Raw genomic sequence first — 16,996 nt, 5'->3', positions numbered from 1 at the left:
AATTAACTCATTGATAACAATGAGTTGGCGCGCTGTTCATTTTCATCCACGCTGTGGATGACCTTCATCTGCATTTCAAAACGGCGGGCGTTGGCAATCATGTCGACCATGGTTTCCATCGGTTTGACGTTACTGCCTTCCAGCACGCCCGGCATCACCTGCACCAGCGGATCGTTGGGCAACTGATTGCCGCGCTGCCGTTGGGTTTCCGGCGTCAGGCGGAACAAGCCGTCATCGCCACGCATCACTTCGCGCGCGTCGGCCTTCACCAGTTTCAGCCTGCCGATTTGTGCAATGCTGTTCGGCGGATCGCCCGCATTCAGCGCCGAAATGGTCCCGTCGGCGGCAATGGTGATCTCTGCCGACGGTGGCACCTCAATCGGTCCGCCGTCGCCCATCAGCGGCACGCCCTGCACCGTCAACTGCCCGGTGGAGGAAATCTGGATGTTACCGTTACGGGTGTAGGCTTCGCCGCCGTCCGGCAGGCTGACGGCCAGAAAGCCGTCCTGCTGCAGCGCCACGTCCAGCGGGCGTGCGGTATAATTCAGCGCCCCCTGGCTCATGTCCGCGCCCGGCGTTGATGCGGTGACCAGCGTTCGCGTCGGCAAGCTTGGCCCGTCCACCGGCACGGCTCGCAGCGCCGACAGCTGGGCGCGAAAGCCCGGCGTCGATGCGTTGGCCAGATTATTGGCGGTGACAGACTGCTGCTCCAGCGTCTGTCGCGCTGCGCCCATCGCGGTATAAATCGCGTGATCCATAAATCAGTCCTATTAGCGCAGGCTAACCAGCGTTTGCAGAATCGAGTCCTGCGTTTTGATGGTTTGGGCGTTCGACTGGTAGTTACGTTGCGCGACGATCATGTTCACCAGTTCCTGGCTCAGATCGACGTTGGACGCTTCCAGCGCGCCGCTGGTCAGCTTGCCCAAACCGCCGTTGCCCGCCAGACCTACGCGTGGCTGACCGGATGCGCCGGTTTCCTGCCAAACGTTATCGCCCTGCGAGGACAGGCCTTCCGGGTTGGAGAAGTTGGCCATGACGATCTGGCCCAGCACCTGAGTCTGCTGGTTGGAGTAAATGCCCATCACCGTGCCGTCGTTGTTGATCTGGAAGTTGGTGTATTCGCCCGCACCATAGCCATCCTGCGACACTTTGCTGACGGAGTCGGCGCTGACGCTCTGCTGCATGCTCTTGGCGAAGTTAAGGGTGAAGTTCTGTGCCGGAGCGCCGTCTTTGGCCTCCATCGGGATCAGCATGCTGAATTCGCCGGCGGTGCCTTGTTTGCTGGTGGTGCTGGCCAGATTGCCGCTGGTGTCGAACGTCATGGTGCCGGCATCTACCGGAGCAGCCGTTCCATCCTGGGTATAAACCTGCCACTTGTTCTCGTCGGTTTTCACAAAGTAGGCGTTGATGTTGTGCGCATTACCTAGCGAGTCATAAGTGGTGATGGTGTTGACGTAGTTGTAAGAATCCTTCTTGGCGGGATCGAAGGTGTGGTTATCCGGAACCTTGTGCGTGGATTTCAGATTGGCGACCATGTTGCCGGAGGTTGACGCCTTGGCGTTCATCATGCCTTCAGGAATGCTCAGCGGCACCGGGTTCGCGCCCTGTTGAATGGTCGGTGGCGTACCGGCAGCCGGGTAGCCGGTCAGTTGCAGGCCCTGCATGTTGGTCAGGTTACGGTTTTCATCCAGCTTGAACTGGCCGTTGCGGCTGTAGAAGATGCCGCCGTCCTGATCCTGCAGGCGGAAAAAGCCGTTGCCGGAAATCGCCACGTCCAGCGCACGGCTGGTGCCGGTGGTGGTACCGCCTTTAAAGTTCTGGGTGATCCCCGCCACCTTAACGCCCAGGCCAACCTGTGAACCGGCGAACATGTCAGCAAAGGAAACGCTGCCTGATTTAAAACCGGAAGTGGCGGAGTTAGCGATGTTGTTACCGATCACGTCCAGATTGGTTGCTGCCGCGTTTAAGCCGCTTACTGCCTGAGAAAAGGCCATGTCATTCTCCGAATAATGGTCAGGCTATCGTCCGATAACGCCTGATAATCTGTGGATAGCCCCAATAACCTTCAGGTGACCGCATCGATGCGTCAGCCTGAAGGATGAAGGGTATTGGGTTAAAGGATCTGCCGGACATCTTCCAGCGTGGCGCTGCCCGCCAGGCCCAGATCCAGCTTTGCTCCGTCCGCGCTGCGGATAACGCCGTTGACCATGCCAAAATGCAGGTTGCGCGCCACCAGCTGTTCGCCGTTGGCTTTGGCGTTGATCGTAAAGCTGTAGGCGCCGTCCGGTGCGGTGGTGCCGTCTGTCATCGAACCGTCCCAACTGAACGAATGCACGCCGGCGGTCAGGCCGCCGAGTTCGATGGTGCGTACCGCTTTGCCGGTGGCGTCGGTGATGGTGGCGGTCACCGTATCGGCCGAACGCTCCAGTTCCAGGCCGAACGGCGTGGTGCTGACCTTGCCGTCTTTGCTGCCGGCCAGAATATTGCTGCCCGGAACCATCACGCCGTGGCCGATCAAGGCGGTGGCCTGCAGTGACTGATTGCTGTTGATCTGACCGGAGATCGACCCCAGCGTGGTATTGAGTTTCTCGATGCCCTGAACGGTATTGATCTGCGCCAGCTGAGTGGTTAGTTCATTGTTCTGCATCGGGTTGGTCGGATCCTGGTTCTTCAACTGCGCCACCAGCAGCGTCAGGAAATTGGTCTGCAGATCCTGACTGGTGCTTTTTTGGGTGTTGACGCCGGTGAGGTCGTTATTCAGTGATTCATTGGTGGTTGCGGCAATCGCCATGACGAGCTCCGGTTATTGACCCAACGTCAGGGTTTTCATCATCATCGACTTGGTGGTGTTGAGCACCTCGACGTTGGCCTGATAGCTGCGGGAGGCGGAAATGGTGTTGACCATCTCGCCCACCACATCCACGTTAGGCATACGCACATAGCCCTTACCGTCCGCCAGCGGGTTACCCGGCTGGTAAACCAGGCGCTCCGGCGCCGGATCGTCAACCACCTGCGCTACGCGTACGCCGCCGGTGGGCTGTCCGGCCGCGGCGGCAACTTCAAACACCACCTGCTTGGCGCGGTAGGGTTGGCCGTCCGGCCCGGTAACGCTGTCGGCATTGGCCATGTTGCTGGCGCTGACGTTCATGCGTTGCGACTGGGCAGACAGCGCCGAGCCGGAGATATCAAAAATGTTCAGTAGCGACATGCGCCTTATCCTTGTTGTAACACTGACATCATCCCTTTGATCTGACCGTTGATCAGCGTCAGGTCGGTCTGATACTTCAGGCTGTTATCGGCGAAGTTGGTGCGTTCGCGATCCATGTCAACCGTGTTGCCGTCCATGGAGGGCTGATCCGGCACGCGGAACAGCAGGTCGAGCTGTGGCGGCTGCATGTTCTGCGCCGGAATATGGCGCGATGACGTCATGTTCAGCGCAATGCCGCTGCCGCTAGCGCGGCCCTGTTCCAGCACCTTGTTCAGTTGGCCGGCGAAATCGATATCCCGCGCCTGATAACCCGGGGTGTCTGCGTTGGCGATGTTGGCGGCCAAAATTTCCTGCCGCTGGGCGCGCAGGTTCAGCGCCTCTTGACCAAAGCGCAGAGCAGCGTCCAGTTTGTCGATCATGCTCCCTCCGCGAGGTTAGAATTTGGAGCCGACAGCATAAACGTCCCTTCCACCAGCCTATCGTGGGAATAAGGGCAAAATGCGTCGCTATTTATCTGCTTAGCCTGCGCGCACTCCGGGTACACTTACGCGCACCCTAAGGCTTTTTGAGGAAGCGAAGATGAAAGCGAAAATGCTGCTGTTGGCCGCCCTGCTGTGCAGCCTGAATGCACGGGCCGAAGATCTGGCGGCGCAGATCGATCGCTTCATCAGCAGCCAGTTCACCGGCAGTCCGGTGCAGGTTAAAGTGCTGGTGCGTACGCCCGCCACCCAATGGCCGCAGTGCGAATTCCCGCAGCTTTCTTTGCCGCAGAATGCGCGGCGTTGGGGTAACATCAGCGTTTCGGCGCGCTGCGGCCAGGAACGACGTTTTATCCAGACCCAGGTTCAGGTGATTGGCAAATATCTGGTGTCGGCCCGCGGCATCAGCGCCGGCAGCAAGCTGACGGCGGCGGATATCACCTTCAAAAGTGGCCGGCTCGACACCTTGCCACCGCGCACGCTAAGTGAAACCGGCAAAGCGCTGGGGGCCGTCAGCCTGCGCAATATCAGTCCCGGTCAGCCGCTGACCTTCACCATGCTGCGCCGTGCCTGGGCCGTCAAGGCCGGCCAGACGGTGCAGGTGACCGCTCAGGGCAGCGGATTTAACATCAGCGGCACGGGCAAAGCCATGAACAATGCCGCCGCCGAAGACAACGTCCGCGTACGTATGGCTTCCGGGCAAATCGTCAGCGGCACAGCCGGTGACGACGGTACTATCCGCATTGGGTTATAAAAAGGTAAAGGTTTATCAAAACCTGCCGATAAGAAAATCATAAGCAGACTTTTATTGGCCGCCAGGGCCACAAAAATATCAGCCATTGCCTTCGCGGCGACGGCATCGATGGAGATTGACCATGAGTATCGATCGCACCCAGCGGCTGCAACCCGTTCCAACGGTGCAACCTCGTGAGACACCGACTGAAAACCAACTTCAGCGGCGCTTGGCCCCCCAGACGGAAGGCACCGTCAGCGGCACCCAGGTAAAATTGAGCGACGCGCAAGCACGCCTGATGCAGCCGGGTACGCAAGATATTGATATGAACCGGGTGGACGCCATCAAGCAGGCGATCCGCAACGGCGAACTGAAAATGGATGCCGGGAAAATTGCCGATGCGCTGCTGAAAGACGCGCAAAGTGATGCCCTGTGGATGGCTAACGGCCAGCAAACGCCGGAGGCTTAACCCTCGGGTTAAACACCAAGGAATTCTTTGACAGGTGGTTATTCGTAATGGAAAGTCTGGCGCAACTGATTGATAAGCTGTTGGAAACCCTGAATGCGCTGAGTACGGTGCTGACGGAAGAACATCACTTGCTCTGTTCGGGACAGTTACCGGGCGTGGCGCTGCAACGCGCTACCGATGCCAAGAGCCAGTTGCTGGCTACGGTAAACTATCTCGAGCAGCAGCGGCTGAACCTGGAGCGCTCACAGGGACTACAGGCACCCTATTCCGCGCACCCGCGCCTGGCTGACGGCTGGCAACGAGTACAAACGCTCAGCCAGCAGCTGCGGGAAAAAAACCAGCATAACGGCATGCTGCTCAATCAGCAGATCGACCACAACGCTCAGGCGCTGGCGATCCTGAGCAAGCAAAACAAATCGCTCTACGGCCCGGATGGCCAGTCGCGCAATGCCAGCCTGCTGGGACGAAAAATCGGCGTTTAATCAAAGACACTTCACCCGGCCAGCCTGAAGTCGGGTGCCTCCCTTACGCTGCGAGCCCGCTCGCACTTTGAACATTCCCTTGCCTGCTCGGCAGTTTTTATTTGCACAACGCTGCGCATACCCAACCTTCCCCCATTCGCCTTCCCATTCAATTCCTTCACCCTGTATTGGTTTTTAAACCGCTTGATCTATACCCGCGAAGGGGATAGTTTCACAGAGAGAGTGAATGACCGATATTTATCTCACCAAAACGTTTCAGGCATTTGCCGCCCATGAACGCATCAGCGATGCCACGGTAATCAAGGCCGCACGTGAAATACAAAACCACCTCTACGAGGCTAATCTGGGCAGCTGCGTTTATAAAAAACGCGTCGCCAGAGCAGGAGGCGGAAAGCGTGGGGGCTATCGTGTGCTTATCGCTTTTCGGGATGAGGACCGCCTGTTTTTCATGCGGGGATTTGCCAAAAATGAAAAGGATACCGTGGCGAATGATGAGCTAGTCGGGTTAAAACGCCTGGCTGCGCTCTATCTGGATTATTCGCCTTTCAGGCTTTATCAGTTGGTTAATGACAGGAAGTTGAGGAGGCTGACCTATGAGCAAGATCCTTGCTGAAATCCACCAGGAAGTTCAGGAACTGCATCATGCCGGTTTTGTCGACGATGTGACTATGCGGACCTTCGACATGCTGTGCTTACGCCCGGTCAAACAATACACACCTGCGGACATCCGCGCCCTGCGCGAGCGTGAAAACGTCAGTCAGCCGGTGTTTGCCCTGCATCTGAACGTCAGCAAAAAAGCGGTGCAAAAATGGGAGCGCGGCGAAGCCGTCCCTAACTCCGCCGCCATGAAATTGCTTTCGCTGGTCGACCGCAGTGGTCTGGCGATCCTGACGTAGGCTACCCGCACTGCGCATACCCGATGAATGTTACGAATGATGGTTAATGCGCCTCAGCGGGCTCAACCGGTGAATGATAAGCCCTCCAGGGCTATTTGACGGACGGCAGGTCCGAGTACCTTGTGGTATAGCTGGGGGACAGCATTTCGCGTTTCATCGCCCAGCTTTTTTGGATCCCCTGCCCGGCAAACCACACCGTGCCTCGGCCGGACTGATTAAGTCGATCGAGGGTCTGCATCAGCTCATTGCTGTTGGGCCTGGGCTGGTGTTCATCAAACAAATTAAGCTGCGCCACCCCCTGGCTAAAGAAATCACTCAGCATTACGCCGGCTTTCATATAGCGAAAACCCTCTTTCCAGATCCGGTCAAGCGCGCTCACAGCAACGCGAATGATGTCACGCGTATCGTTGGAAGGGATCGCCAGACGCCCGCTGGCCTGAGGGCCGTAAAATATTTCATTTTCGGCATGGGGGCTGGTCCGCATAAAGACGCTGATCACACAGCAGAACTGCTTCTCTGCCCTGAGTTTTTCGGCTGCGCGTTCCGCATAGGTACAAATGGCCTGGCGCATATCTTGATAAGCCGTGATGCGGTGACCAAATGAGCGGCTACAGATGATCTGCTGTTTGGTGGGCGCAAACTCATCCAGCGCTAAGCAGGATTCGCCGCGCAGCTCACGAACCGTACGTTCGAGGACTACATTGAAGTGTTTACGCACCACCCAGGTTGAGCAGTCAGCAAGCTGTTGCGCCGTTTCGATCCCCATCAAGCTGAGCCTCTTGCCGATGCGGCGGCCCACGCCCCACACCTCGTCCACCGGCACTAACGCCAGCAGTTTTCGCAGACGCTCAGGATCGGACAACTCAACAACGCCCCCCGTTTGACGCCATTTCTTTGCCGCAAAATTGGCGATCTTCGCCAGCGTTTTTGTCGGCGCGATGCCAACGCCAACGGTCAGCCCGGTATTCTTTAACACCCGCTGGCGCATTTGGTGCCCAAAGGTGCTCAGCGAAAGGCTGCCACTCAGGCCAGACACATCGATAAAAGCTTCATCGATAGAGTATATCTCTACGACAGGGGCCATCTCGATTAGCGTCAGCATCACCCGATGGCTGAGATCGGCATAAAGCGTATAATTCGAGCTGAAAACGCTGACTTGCTGGCGGCGTAATTCCTCTTTGATTTTGAAGTAAGGCGCCCCCATTTTGATGCCCAGCGCTTTGGCTTCCGCCGAAAGCGAAATAATGCATCCGTCGTTGTTTGAAACGACGACGATGGGTTTGCCCTTAAGATCTGGCCGAAAAACAGTCTCGCAGGACGTGTAGAAGCTGTTAACGTCAACAAGCGCGAACATGTCTGTTTGATTTCAATGTAAATGTCACAACGCCAAAGATTTCCAGCTCTTCTTCGGCCTGGAAAACAATCGGAGAATAGTCCGTATTGTGAGGCACCAGCTGAATGCGTGGATGGGTTTGCAGCTCCTTCACGGTAAATTCGCCGGCGACTGCCGCTATGACGATGTCGCCATGAACGGCGGTGAGGGAACGATCAACCACCAGTAAGTCTCCGTGGCCGATACCTGCGCCAATCATCGAATCGCCGCTGACCCGGACAAAGTACGTCGCACTGGGGTGTTTAACCACCAGCTTATTCAGATCGAGGCTATCTTCGACGTAGTCCTGAGCCGGGCTGGGAAAACCGCAGGGGACTCGCTCCATAAAGAGGGGAAGTGGCTGGTGGCTGGTGAACTGACTGGGATGGATAAACTGCATAATGGCGAACCTGAATAACTGTATTTATATACAGTATCCATGATTAGCAGTCACGATCAAGCGGCGTATAATAAAATTCCTGAAAGCGATTGAAGCGTCAGATAATTTAAATTGGCTTACCGATCTCATCGCTAAAGATGCCCTGAGGTACCGAAATTCCTGGTCCCCTCCGGCAAACATAAGCGTCAGCAAAAAGACGGGGCTAAATAAGAACGTGGCGAAGTCGTTGCTGACTCCGCCACAATAAAACGCCTGTCGTTGGTCGACGGTAACGGTCTGGGTTTGGACCATTTTATTTTTACTCGTAATTCACAATCACCTGATTGCTGATCACGCGCAGCGGCGGATTCAGGCTGCCACGCGCCTGCACGTAATAAACAAAACGCAGCTCGGCGTTCGCCGGTTCCCCTTTAAGCCCGGTGCTGCTGCCACTGCCGCCGCCCAAGACAATGCAGCGCGTCAGGGTGCAAAGCTGCGCCTGCATGCCGGCCGGTTCATCGGCCAGCAGCCGGTAACGCCAGCTTACGCTGGTGATGCGGGCATTGGCGTCCGGCAGCGCATTGGGGGCGCGTAACCCCGGCGACTCCCCCCGCTCACCACCATATTCCAGCGTGGCACCGACGCTGTCGGCGACCCAGGAACCGGATGCTGCCTGCACGCTCAACGGCGCTAACAGGCAAATTAACGCCAGAGGGTATTTCATTATGCCGCCCCAATGGTAGAGGTCATGCGGATTTGGCGGTCGTCATTGATCTCCAGATTCGACAACACCACCATCTGCGGCAGGCTGCGGCGCAGGAAACGCGCCAGCAAGGCCCGCAATGCGTGGTTCACTAGCAGAACCGGAGGCGCGCTGAGCATTTCCTGCCGCTGCAACGCCTGTTTGGCCTGATCCAACAAACGATCTGCCAGGCCCGGTTCCAAACCGCCGCCGCCCTGCAGCGCTTGCAGCAACAGACGTTCAAGCTGGGTATCCAGACCAATTACCTGAATTTCGCCGTTGCCCGGGAACCACTGCTGGGTAATCGCCCTGCCCAGCGCCACCCGCACCACGGTGGTCAGCTCATAAGGGTCGGTTTGTGACGGCGCATGCTCCGCCAGCGTTTCAATAATGGTGCGCATATCGCGGATGGAAACTCGTTCCGCCAGCAGGTTCTGCAGCACCTTGTGCAAGGTGGTCAGGCTTACCACGCCCGGCACGAAATCTTCGGTCAGCTTCGGCATGTCCTGTGCGACGCGATCCAGTAATTGCTGCGCTTCCTGTCGACCAAACAGCTCACTGGCAAACTGGCCAATCAAATGATTAAGGTGCGTCGCGACCACCGTGCTGGCTTCCACCACGGTGAAGCCCTGGATCTGCGCCTGCTCGCGCAGCGCGCTGTCAATCCATACCGCTTCCAGCCCAAACGCCGGATCGGTGGTTTTATCCCCCGCCAATTCGCCCACCGCATTGCCTGGGTTAATTGCCAGCCAGCGGCCCGGTTGCGCTTCGCCGCTGCCGATTTCTACGCCCTTCATCAAAATACGGTAGCTGGCCGGCGGCAGTTCCAGATTGTCGCGGATATGCACCACCGGTGGCAGATAGCCCATCTCCTGCGCGAATTTTTTACGGATGCCGCGGATACGGCCCAGCAACTCACCATTCTGTTGGAAATCCACCATTGGGATCAGCCGGTAACCGACCTCCATCCCCAACGGATCTTCCAGCTGTACGTCAGACCAACTGGCTTCCACCGCCTGCGGATTATCCTGCGTGACCGGCACTTCCTGCACTTTGGGCGCTTGCTGATCGCGCCCGCGCAGCCACCAGGCCAACCCTAACAGGGCCGCGGTAAACAGCAGGAATACCAGGTTCGGCATCCCCGGCACCAGCCCAAGCAGGCCGAGCACCGCGGCGCTGAGCAACATCACCCGCGGGTTGTTGAACAGTTGGCCAACCATCTGTTCGCCCACGTCCTGATCGGTTGCCACGCGAGTCACGATCACACCGGCGGCGGTCGAAATCACCAACGCCGGGATCTGCGCGACCAGGCCATCACCGATAGTCAGCAAGGTGTAAGTTTCCGCCGCCGTGCCCAGTTCCATTCCGTGCTGAAGCACGCCGACCAACAGACCGCCGACCACGTTTAACATCATGATCATCAGACCGGCAACCGCGTCGCCACGGACGAACTTGCTGGCACCGTCCATCGAACCGTAAAAGTCCGCTTCCTGCGTGACCTCAGAGCGACGTTTTTTCGCCTCTTCTTCACCGATCAAACCGGCGTTGAGATCGGCATCGATCGCCATCTGCTTGCCGGGCATGCCGTCCAACACAAAGCGTGCGCCCACTTCGGCAATACGCCCGGCCCCCTTGGTGATAACCATAAAGTTGATCAACACCAAAATAATAAACACTACGATACCGATGGCGAAGTTACCGCCCACCAGGAAGTGACCGAAGGCCTCTACCACTCGCCCTGCGGCGGCAGATCCGGTATGCCCTTCCATCAGGATGATCCGCGTCGAAGCTACGTTAAGCGACAGGCGCAGCAAGGTTGAGAACAGCAAAATGGTGGGGAACGCGGCAAATTCAAGCGTACGCTGGGTAAACATTGCTACCAGCAATACCATGATCGACAAGGCAATATTGAAAGTGAACAGCAGATCGAGGATAAATGCCGGCAACGGCAGCACCATCATCGACAGGATCATCAGAATCAGTATCGGGCCGGCCAGCACCTGCCACTGCGTATCTTTAAAACTGCCCGGCAAACGAAGCAAGGCGGCCAAATTAGCCATTTGTATTACTTTCTCCAGCAAAATCCAGTGCTTCCGGCACCGGTAAACGTTCAGGTTTTTTCGGGATCAGCCCCCCTTCGCGCCGCCAGCGTCGCAGCTGGTAAACCCAGGCCAATACTTCGGCCACGGCGGCATACAGGGTGGCGGGAATGTGTTGTCCAATCTCGCTGTGTCGATAAAGGGCGCGTGCCAACGGCGGTGCTTCGAGCATGGGAATACGGTGTTCCGCGCCCAGTTCACGAATGCGCAGCGCAATTTCGCCGGCCCCCTTGGCCAGCACCTTCGGCGCACTCATGTTTTTATCGTTGTACTGCAGCGCGACGGCGTAATGCGTCGGGTTGGTCACAATGACGTCGGCCTTGGGGACGTCGGCCATCATCCGCCGCCGTGCAACGGCACGCTGTTGCTGTCGGATACGCCCTTTGACGTGCGGGTCACCCTCCTGCTCTTTGAACTCGTCGCGAATGTCCTGCTTGGTCATCTTCAGCTTTTTGAAGTGGCTCCACAGTTGGTAAAACACGTCAAACGCCACCATCGGCGTCAGCCCGAGTACCACCAGCAGGCCGCAAAAGATGATCATTCGCAGCGCGTTACCCAGCGCATCAAGTGGCTGTTGCGTCACCAGATGCAGCATCGCCGCCCAGTTGTGCCACAGGTATAACCCGGTGATCCACCCTACCAGCGTCGCCTTCAGAATGCCCTTCAACAGCTCCGCCAGTACCTGGCTGGAAAAGATCCGTTTCAGCCCGGACAGCGGGTTCATGCGCTTGAGATCGAACTTGAGCGATTTACCGCTCAGCAGCAGGCCGCCCAGCAGCATCGGCGCAGTCAGCGCTACCAGCACCAACCCGGCCATGATCGGCAGCAGCGCCCATACCGCCTGACGTAACAACATCGCCAACTGGCGCAGCATCTGTTTGTCGTTACTGACCATGCCGTGGTCGAAGTTCAGGCCCTGGGTCAGCATGGCCGCCAACTGCTGGGCCATGTTGCCGCCAGAAACCCAGATGATCGACAAGCCTGCCACCAGCATCAGCACCGACGTCAGCTCGCGGGAGCGCGGGATCTGGCCATCTTCACGCGCCTTCTCCACCCTATGGGGCGTGGGGGCCTCGCTCTTTTCCAGATCGCTGTCTTCAGCCACGGGGCGGTTCCTGTGCCGGAGGGAATAAAATTGCGGTCAGCATGCCAAAAAAATACTGATTTCATTGGTGGAACAGCGGGGAAAAAGGACGGTTATTTGGGGGATGGGGCTAGATTGGGGACGCAGGAGCAACGCTGCCTGTCTGGGGCGCAACAAGATGCGCCCCAGGAGCTATCAGAAACCCAGGCTGTCCAGAAGATCGTCCACCTGCGCCTGATTGGCGATCACGCCGGCGCCATTCTGGTCGAGCTGCGGGCCATTGAGCAGGCTGTCGTTCGGTTTTTTCTCTTTCGCCGGTTGCTCAGGAATATTTTCCATCAGCACCATCAGCAGCTGCTTTTCAATCTCCTGCACCACGTCCATCATGCGTTTGATCACCTGGCCGGTCAGATCCTGGAAATCCTGCGCCATCATGATTTCCAGCAGCTGGGCATTGGTGAACGCCGTATGTTCCGGCACCTGATCCAGGTAGTGGCGGGTATCGGTAACCAATTCACGGGCGTCGTCCAACTCGATCGGGTTGGCAAACCACTCGTCCCAACGGCCTTTCAATCCTTTGGCTTCGGACTCCAGCTGTGCCTGGCGCGGCTGCGCCGCCTCCACACAGTTCAACGCCCGTTCCGCCGCCTGCGCCGTCATGGTGACCACGTAATCAAGACGATCGCGTGCATCCGGGATTGCCTCTGCCGCCTGGGCGATCGCCTGATCGAGCCCCAGTTCGCGCATGCTGTCGCGCAACATCCGCGTCAGTTGGCCAATGCGGGAGATGATCTCCCCCGCGGTTGCCGCATCGCTGGCAGGCATTGGAATGTCTCTCATCGCCCTTTCTCCTTACATGCCCAGTTTTTCAAAAATCTTATTGAGCTTTTCTTCCAGCGTCGCCGCCGTAAAAGGTTTCACCACGTAACCGCTGGCACCGGCCTGCGCCGCCGCGATAATGTTTTCTTTCTTGGCTTCCGCCGTCACCATCAGCACCGGCATCGCCGCCAATGCGCCATCGGCACGAATGGTTTGCAACAGTTCCAGGCCGTCCATGTTCGGCATGTTCCAGTCGGACACCACGAAATCGAAGCCGCCGGCACGCAGTTTGTTCAACGCATCCGCACCGTCTTCGGCCTCTTCAACGTTGTTGAATCCCAACTCTTTCAGCAAGTTTCTGACGATGCGACGCATAGTGGAAAAGTCATCCACCACCAGAAATCTGAGGCTTTTATCTGCCATATTTACTCCCAAGGTTTACCTAATACAAACAACAGCCAGCCTCACGGCAGCTGTTCGCTATACCCCCCTATATACCCTATGAATTTCGAGTTGCAGCTAGGCGACCAGCTCGCTCATCCTCAGGAGCTTACTCAAGTAAGTGACTGAGGTGAGCGAGTGCAGGTAACAACGCTGCGGCTCGAAAGGCGACGGGTATCATTAAGGGTAAAAATCAAATACGCAGCGCTTGCCCACCGGCAATTTGCGCCAGCATGCGTTGGCTCATGCGATCCAGTTCGACAACTTCATTCACTCCGCCGCTGGCGATCGCCTCGCGCGGCATACCGAACACCACACAGCTGGCTTCGTTTTGCGCCAGGGTATAGGCGCCGGCGCGATGCATTTCCAACATGCCTGCCGCGCCGTCATTGCCCATGCCGGTCAGGATCACGCCAACCGCATTACGGCCGGCGTACTGCGCAACCGAGCGGAAAAGCACGTCTACCGATGGCCGGTGACGGTTGACCGCCGGGCCGTCGTGCAGCTTCACCTGATAGTTGGCGCCGCTGCGTGACAGTTCCATATGGCGATCGCCCGGCGCGATGTAGGCATGGCCCGGCAGCACGCGTTCACCGTCCTCGGCCTCTTTCACCGTAATCTGACACAGCTTGTTCAGCCGCTCGGCGAATGAGCGCGTAAACCCCGGCGGCATATGCTGGGTGATCAACAACGCCGGGCTGGTAGCCGGCAGCGGCTGCAGCACCTGCCGAATGGCTTCGGTGCCGCCGGTAGAGGCCCCGATGGCGATCAGTTTTTCACTGCTCAACAGCGGCGCATGGCTGAGGATTGCCGGGGCCGGGCTGCTGGAACGTTGCGGCAACCGCGCCTTGGCCGCCGTGCGAATTTTTTCGGCTATCAGCTCGCTGTAGGCCAACATGCCCTCGCGGATGCCAAGCTGCGGTTTGGTGACAAAATCCACCGCCCCCAGCTCCAGCGCGCGCAGCGTAATTTCCGACCCCTGGCCTGTCAGCGACGACACCATCACCACCGGCATCGGCCGCAGGCGCATCAGTTTCTCGAGGAAGTCGAGGCCGTCCATGCGCGGCATTTCGACGTCCAGCGTCAGCACCTGCGGGTTAAACTTTTTGATCAGATCGCGCGCGACCAGAGGGTCGGGCGCGCTCGCCACCATCTCCATATCGGGATGGCTGTTGACAATTTCGGTCATCAACTGCCGCATCAGGGCCGAATCGTCTACGCTCAATACTCTGATTTTATTCATTACCTCTCCTTGGTCAGGCCATACACGGTCTGCCCACGCAAGTAGAAATCCCGGCTGATCTGGCTGAAATTCTCGGAGTGGCCGGCAAACATCAGGCCCCCCGGTTTGAGCAAGGGCACGAAGCGACGCAGAATGCGCTCCTGTGTCGCCTTATCGAAATAAATCATTACGTTGCGGCAGAAAATGGCGTCGAATTGCCCCGGTAACGCCCACTCTGGCGCCAGCAGGTTGAGCGCCTGAAAATTCACCCGCCCAGCCAATTCCGGCCGTACCCGCACCAGCCCCTGATGCGGGCCGGTGCCACGCAGGAAATAACGCTGCATTTGCGCCGGCGTCAGGGTTCGCAGATCTTCCTGGCGATAAACGCCCGCTTCCGCTTTCTCCAGCACCTGGGTATCGATATCGCTGGCCCATACCTGGCAACCCGTGGCGCGTTGTCCAAGCACCTCACTTAAAGTGATGGCAATCGAATAAGGCTCTTCGCCGGTCGAAGCCGCCGTGCTCCACACGCTGTAGCCGTTAGGCCGCTGACGCGCATGTTCCGCCAGGATCGGGAAGTGATGCGCCTCGCGGAAAAAAGCCGTCAGGTTGGTGGTCAGGGCATTGATGAACGCTTGCCATTCGGCGCTGTTCGGATCGCTTTCCAACAGCGCCAAATAATCGCCAAAGTCGTTCAGGCCCAGCAGCCGCAGGCGTCGCACCAGGCGGTTATAAACCATCTCGCGCTTGTGCTCTGCCAGCACGATGCCGGCACGCTGATAAATCAGTTGGCTGATGCGGCGAAAATGCACGTCCAGCAACGGCAGGCGCTGCACCATCTGCGTCAGTAATGTCGCAGGGTCTCGGTTAGGGATCGACGACGCCGGCTTCATGCCATATCACTCAAAAAGAACGGACTGCTTATGCGGTTTGACAATCTGGGGCTTCCTTTACCACGGGTGAAACTGCGTCTTGATGGTTAGCCTGCGCGGTGAAGTTATCATCCGCCAGGCGGAATACCGACACCGCATCGGCCAGGGTAATCGCCTGATCCTCCAGTGCGGTGGCCGCCGAGGCGGCTTCTTCTACCAGCGCGGCGTTCTGCTGGGTTACCTGATCCATTTGGGTCACGGCCTGCGTCACCTGCTCGATGCCGCGGCTCTGCTCGTCGGAAGCCGAAGCGATTTCACCCATGATGTCGGTAACCCGGGTGACCGAACGAACGATGTCCTGCATGGTGGCGCCGGAGTTTTCCACCAGTACCGAACCCTGCTTGACCCGGCTGACCGATTCGTCGATCAGGCCTTTGATTTCTTTCGCCGCCTGGGCGCTGCGCTGTGCCAGATTGCGCACTTCGCCCGCCACCACAGCAAAACCGCGCCCCTGCTCACCGGCACGCGCCGCTTCAACCGCCGCGTTCAAGGCCAGGATATTGGTCTGGAAGGCAATACCGTCGATAACGCTGGTAATGGCGCCAATCTTCTGCGAACTGTTGGCAATATCATGCATGGTGGTCACCACGTCGCCCGCCAGTTCACCACCCTTGGCGGCAGTGGTAGAGGCGTCACGCGCCAACTGAGAGGCCTGACGCGCGTTATCGGCATTCTGTTTCACCGTCGCGGTCAACTGCTCCATACTGGCGGCCGTTTCTTCCAGCGAAGCGGCCTGCTGCTCGGTGCGGGAAGAGAGATCGTTGTTACCTTCGGAGATTTCCTGCAGGCCAATCAGGATCGACTCGGCACCGTCACGCACCGCGCCAACGGTGCCGATCAGCGACTGCTGCATGCGCTGTAAACTGGCGAACAGCTGGCTGATCTCATTGCGGCCGTACACCTGAATCGGCGTGGCCAGATCGCCGGCGGCGATGCGGTCAAAGTGACTGCGCATGATGTTCAGCGGCTGCACCAGCATATTGCGTAACCACCACATGGCACTGCCGGTCACCACCAGCAGCATCAGTACCGCACCGGCGACCAGCCAGCCGGACAGGGTGAAGGATTGCTGATTCGCCGCATTGGCTTCGCTCACGTTGGCGTTCACCAACTGCAGGTACTGAACAAAATCCGCTTCAAACAGATCCTGGGTTTTCTGCGTCGGCTGGTCCATAAAGGCCTGCAGTTGATCGTTTTCCAGGAAGCCGATCAGCTCACGTAGCGCGCTGCGCAACTTGTCGTAACTGGCTTTGGTGGTTTCGGTCAGCTGTTGTTCCTGCTCGCTGTTACGCGGTACGGCCAGGAACTGGTTGAAATAGAGGTCGGCTTTCTGCAGCGAGCTGCGTGCATTGCCCATCAGGGCATTGACCTGATCCTGCGGCAGTTTGAGCGCCGCACGGGTCCCGGCACGGTTCAGCGTATTGCGGGCCTGCAGCAGGGAAACCCAGCTCAGGCTGAGGGCGTCGCGCTGTTGGCTGCCGAGGGTGATCAGGTTCAGATTGTGGTTATCGGAACGGAAAGCGGTGTACGACAAGCCGCTGGTGGCCAACTGCATAACACAAAAAGTCATCAACAACAGAAACAGGCTGGTAGAGACGCGGATTCGGTTAAACACTGTGAACCTCCTTGCAGCCGGCCG

The 16,996-nt window shown here is 58.0% G+C and carries 20 protein-coding genes; 5 read left to right on the top strand and 15 right to left on the bottom strand.

Features of this window, described 5'->3' with window-relative positions:
• Positions 1 to 2: 2 nt before the first annotated feature.
• From H5P17_RS20470 to flgB, 5 genes are all read right to left on the bottom strand, one after another.
• Positions 3 to 758, bottom strand: a complete 756-nt coding sequence (locus tag H5P17_RS20470) for a flagellar basal body rod protein FlgF (protein ID WP_020827518.1) — start codon at positions 756 to 758, stop codon at positions 3 to 5.
• 12 nt (positions 759 to 770) lie between these two features.
• Complete coding sequence (gene flgE, locus H5P17_RS20465; RefSeq protein ID WP_020827519.1) at positions 771 to 1,994, bottom strand: flagellar hook protein FlgE; 1,224 nt, start codon at positions 1,992 to 1,994, stop codon at positions 771 to 773.
• A 119-nt stretch (positions 1,995 to 2,113) separates the two neighbouring features.
• Entirely contained in the window at positions 2,114 to 2,791 is a 678-nt protein-coding gene (gene flgD / locus H5P17_RS20460; RefSeq protein WP_044552063.1) for a flagellar hook assembly protein FlgD, read from the bottom strand.
• A gap of 12 nt (positions 2,792 to 2,803) precedes the next feature.
• Entirely contained in the window at positions 2,804 to 3,208 is a 405-nt protein-coding gene (gene flgC / locus H5P17_RS20455; RefSeq protein WP_020827521.1) for a flagellar basal body rod protein FlgC, read from the bottom strand.
• Between the two features lie 5 nt (positions 3,209 to 3,213).
• The gene (gene flgB / locus H5P17_RS20450) at positions 3,214 to 3,627 is read right to left on the bottom strand and encodes a flagellar basal body rod protein FlgB (protein ID WP_020827522.1); all 414 of its coding nucleotides are present in this window, start codon (positions 3,625 to 3,627) and stop codon (positions 3,214 to 3,216) included.
• 160 nt (positions 3,628 to 3,787) lie between these two features.
• Here flgB and flgA point away from each other — a divergent pair, with 160 nt between their 5' ends.
• The 5 genes from flgA (at position 3,788) to H5P17_RS20425 (ending at position 6,267) form a co-directional block, all read left to right on the top strand.
• A complete protein-coding gene (gene flgA / locus H5P17_RS20445; RefSeq protein ID WP_182824903.1) occupies positions 3,788 to 4,441 on the top strand; it encodes a flagellar basal body P-ring formation chaperone FlgA in 654 nt (217 codons plus the stop codon).
• A 121-nt stretch (positions 4,442 to 4,562) separates the two neighbouring features.
• Positions 4,563 to 4,889: a flagellar biosynthesis anti-sigma factor FlgM gene (gene flgM, locus H5P17_RS20440; RefSeq protein ID WP_044552066.1), complete on the top strand. Its 327-nt coding sequence runs from the start codon at positions 4,563 to 4,565 to the stop codon at positions 4,887 to 4,889.
• A gap of 47 nt (positions 4,890 to 4,936) precedes the next feature.
• A complete protein-coding gene (locus tag H5P17_RS20435) occupies positions 4,937 to 5,371 on the top strand; it encodes a flagella synthesis protein FlgN (protein WP_044552068.1) in 435 nt (144 codons plus the stop codon).
• 226 nt (positions 5,372 to 5,597) lie between these two features.
• Positions 5,598 to 5,984, top strand: coding sequence for a type II toxin-antitoxin system RelE/ParE family toxin (locus H5P17_RS20430; protein WP_182824901.1), 387 nt, complete (start codon positions 5,598 to 5,600; stop codon positions 5,982 to 5,984).
• Positions 5,965 to 6,267, top strand: a complete 303-nt coding sequence (locus tag H5P17_RS20425; protein WP_044552069.1) for a DNA-binding transcriptional regulator — start codon at positions 5,965 to 5,967, stop codon at positions 6,265 to 6,267. The genes H5P17_RS20430 and H5P17_RS20425 overlap by 20 nt, the downstream gene beginning before the upstream one ends.
• A 91-nt stretch (positions 6,268 to 6,358) precedes the next feature.
• Here the strand turns inward: H5P17_RS20425 and umuC are convergent, their stop codons facing one another.
• The 10 genes from umuC to H5P17_RS20375 all read right to left on the bottom strand — a co-directional run bounded on the left by umuC (position 6,359) and on the right by H5P17_RS20375 (position 16,972).
• Complete coding sequence (gene umuC / locus H5P17_RS20420; RefSeq protein ID WP_182824899.1) at positions 6,359 to 7,621, bottom strand: translesion error-prone DNA polymerase V subunit UmuC; 1,263 nt, start codon at positions 7,619 to 7,621, stop codon at positions 6,359 to 6,361.
• The gene (gene umuD, locus H5P17_RS20415) at positions 7,605 to 8,039 is read right to left on the bottom strand and encodes a translesion error-prone DNA polymerase V autoproteolytic subunit (RefSeq protein ID WP_182824896.1); all 435 of its coding nucleotides are present in this window, start codon (positions 8,037 to 8,039) and stop codon (positions 7,605 to 7,607) included. Before umuD ends, umuC begins: the two co-directional genes overlap by 17 nt.
• A gap of 298 nt (positions 8,040 to 8,337) precedes the next feature.
• On the bottom strand, positions 8,338 to 8,742 hold the full coding sequence (locus H5P17_RS20410) for a flagellar protein FlhE (protein ID WP_044552074.1): 405 nt from the start codon (positions 8,740 to 8,742) through the stop codon (positions 8,338 to 8,340).
• Positions 8,742 to 10,820, bottom strand: coding sequence for a flagellar biosynthesis protein FlhA (flhA, locus tag H5P17_RS20405; protein ID WP_020827529.1), 2,079 nt, complete (start codon positions 10,818 to 10,820; stop codon positions 8,742 to 8,744). The genes H5P17_RS20410 and flhA overlap by 1 nt, the downstream gene beginning before the upstream one ends.
• Positions 10,813 to 11,964, bottom strand: coding sequence for a flagellar biosynthesis protein FlhB (flhB, locus tag H5P17_RS20400; RefSeq protein WP_182824894.1), 1,152 nt, complete (start codon positions 11,962 to 11,964; stop codon positions 10,813 to 10,815). The genes flhA and flhB overlap by 8 nt, the downstream gene beginning before the upstream one ends.
• A 174-nt stretch (positions 11,965 to 12,138) precedes the next feature.
• Complete coding sequence (gene cheZ, locus H5P17_RS20395) at positions 12,139 to 12,783, bottom strand: protein phosphatase CheZ (protein ID WP_182824892.1); 645 nt, start codon at positions 12,781 to 12,783, stop codon at positions 12,139 to 12,141.
• Between the two features lie 12 nt (positions 12,784 to 12,795).
• The gene (gene cheY / locus H5P17_RS20390) at positions 12,796 to 13,185 is read right to left on the bottom strand and encodes a chemotaxis response regulator CheY (RefSeq protein WP_020827532.1); all 390 of its coding nucleotides are present in this window, start codon (positions 13,183 to 13,185) and stop codon (positions 12,796 to 12,798) included.
• A gap of 211 nt (positions 13,186 to 13,396) precedes the next feature.
• Positions 13,397 to 14,446 (bottom strand): chemotaxis response regulator protein-glutamate methylesterase, encoded by a 1,050-nt coding sequence (locus H5P17_RS20385; RefSeq protein ID WP_044552080.1) that lies wholly within the window; start codon positions 14,444 to 14,446, stop codon positions 13,397 to 13,399.
• Positions 14,446 to 15,318 (bottom strand): protein-glutamate O-methyltransferase CheR, encoded by an 873-nt coding sequence (cheR, locus tag H5P17_RS20380; protein WP_044552087.1) that lies wholly within the window; start codon positions 15,316 to 15,318, stop codon positions 14,446 to 14,448. Before cheR ends, H5P17_RS20385 begins: the two co-directional genes overlap by 1 nt.
• Positions 15,319 to 15,346: 28 nt before the next feature.
• A complete protein-coding gene (locus tag H5P17_RS20375; protein ID WP_044552089.1) occupies positions 15,347 to 16,972 on the bottom strand; it encodes a methyl-accepting chemotaxis protein in 1,626 nt (541 codons plus the stop codon).
• Positions 16,973 to 16,996 lie beyond the last annotated feature (24 nt).

Source organism: Serratia sp. OS31, assembly GCF_014164835.1.
GTDB lineage: Bacteria > Pseudomonadota > Gammaproteobacteria > Enterobacterales > Enterobacteriaceae > Serratia > Serratia liquefaciens_A.
Note: the sequence above shows the minus strand (reverse complement) of the source record. Positions and strands in the feature narration are given on the sequence as shown.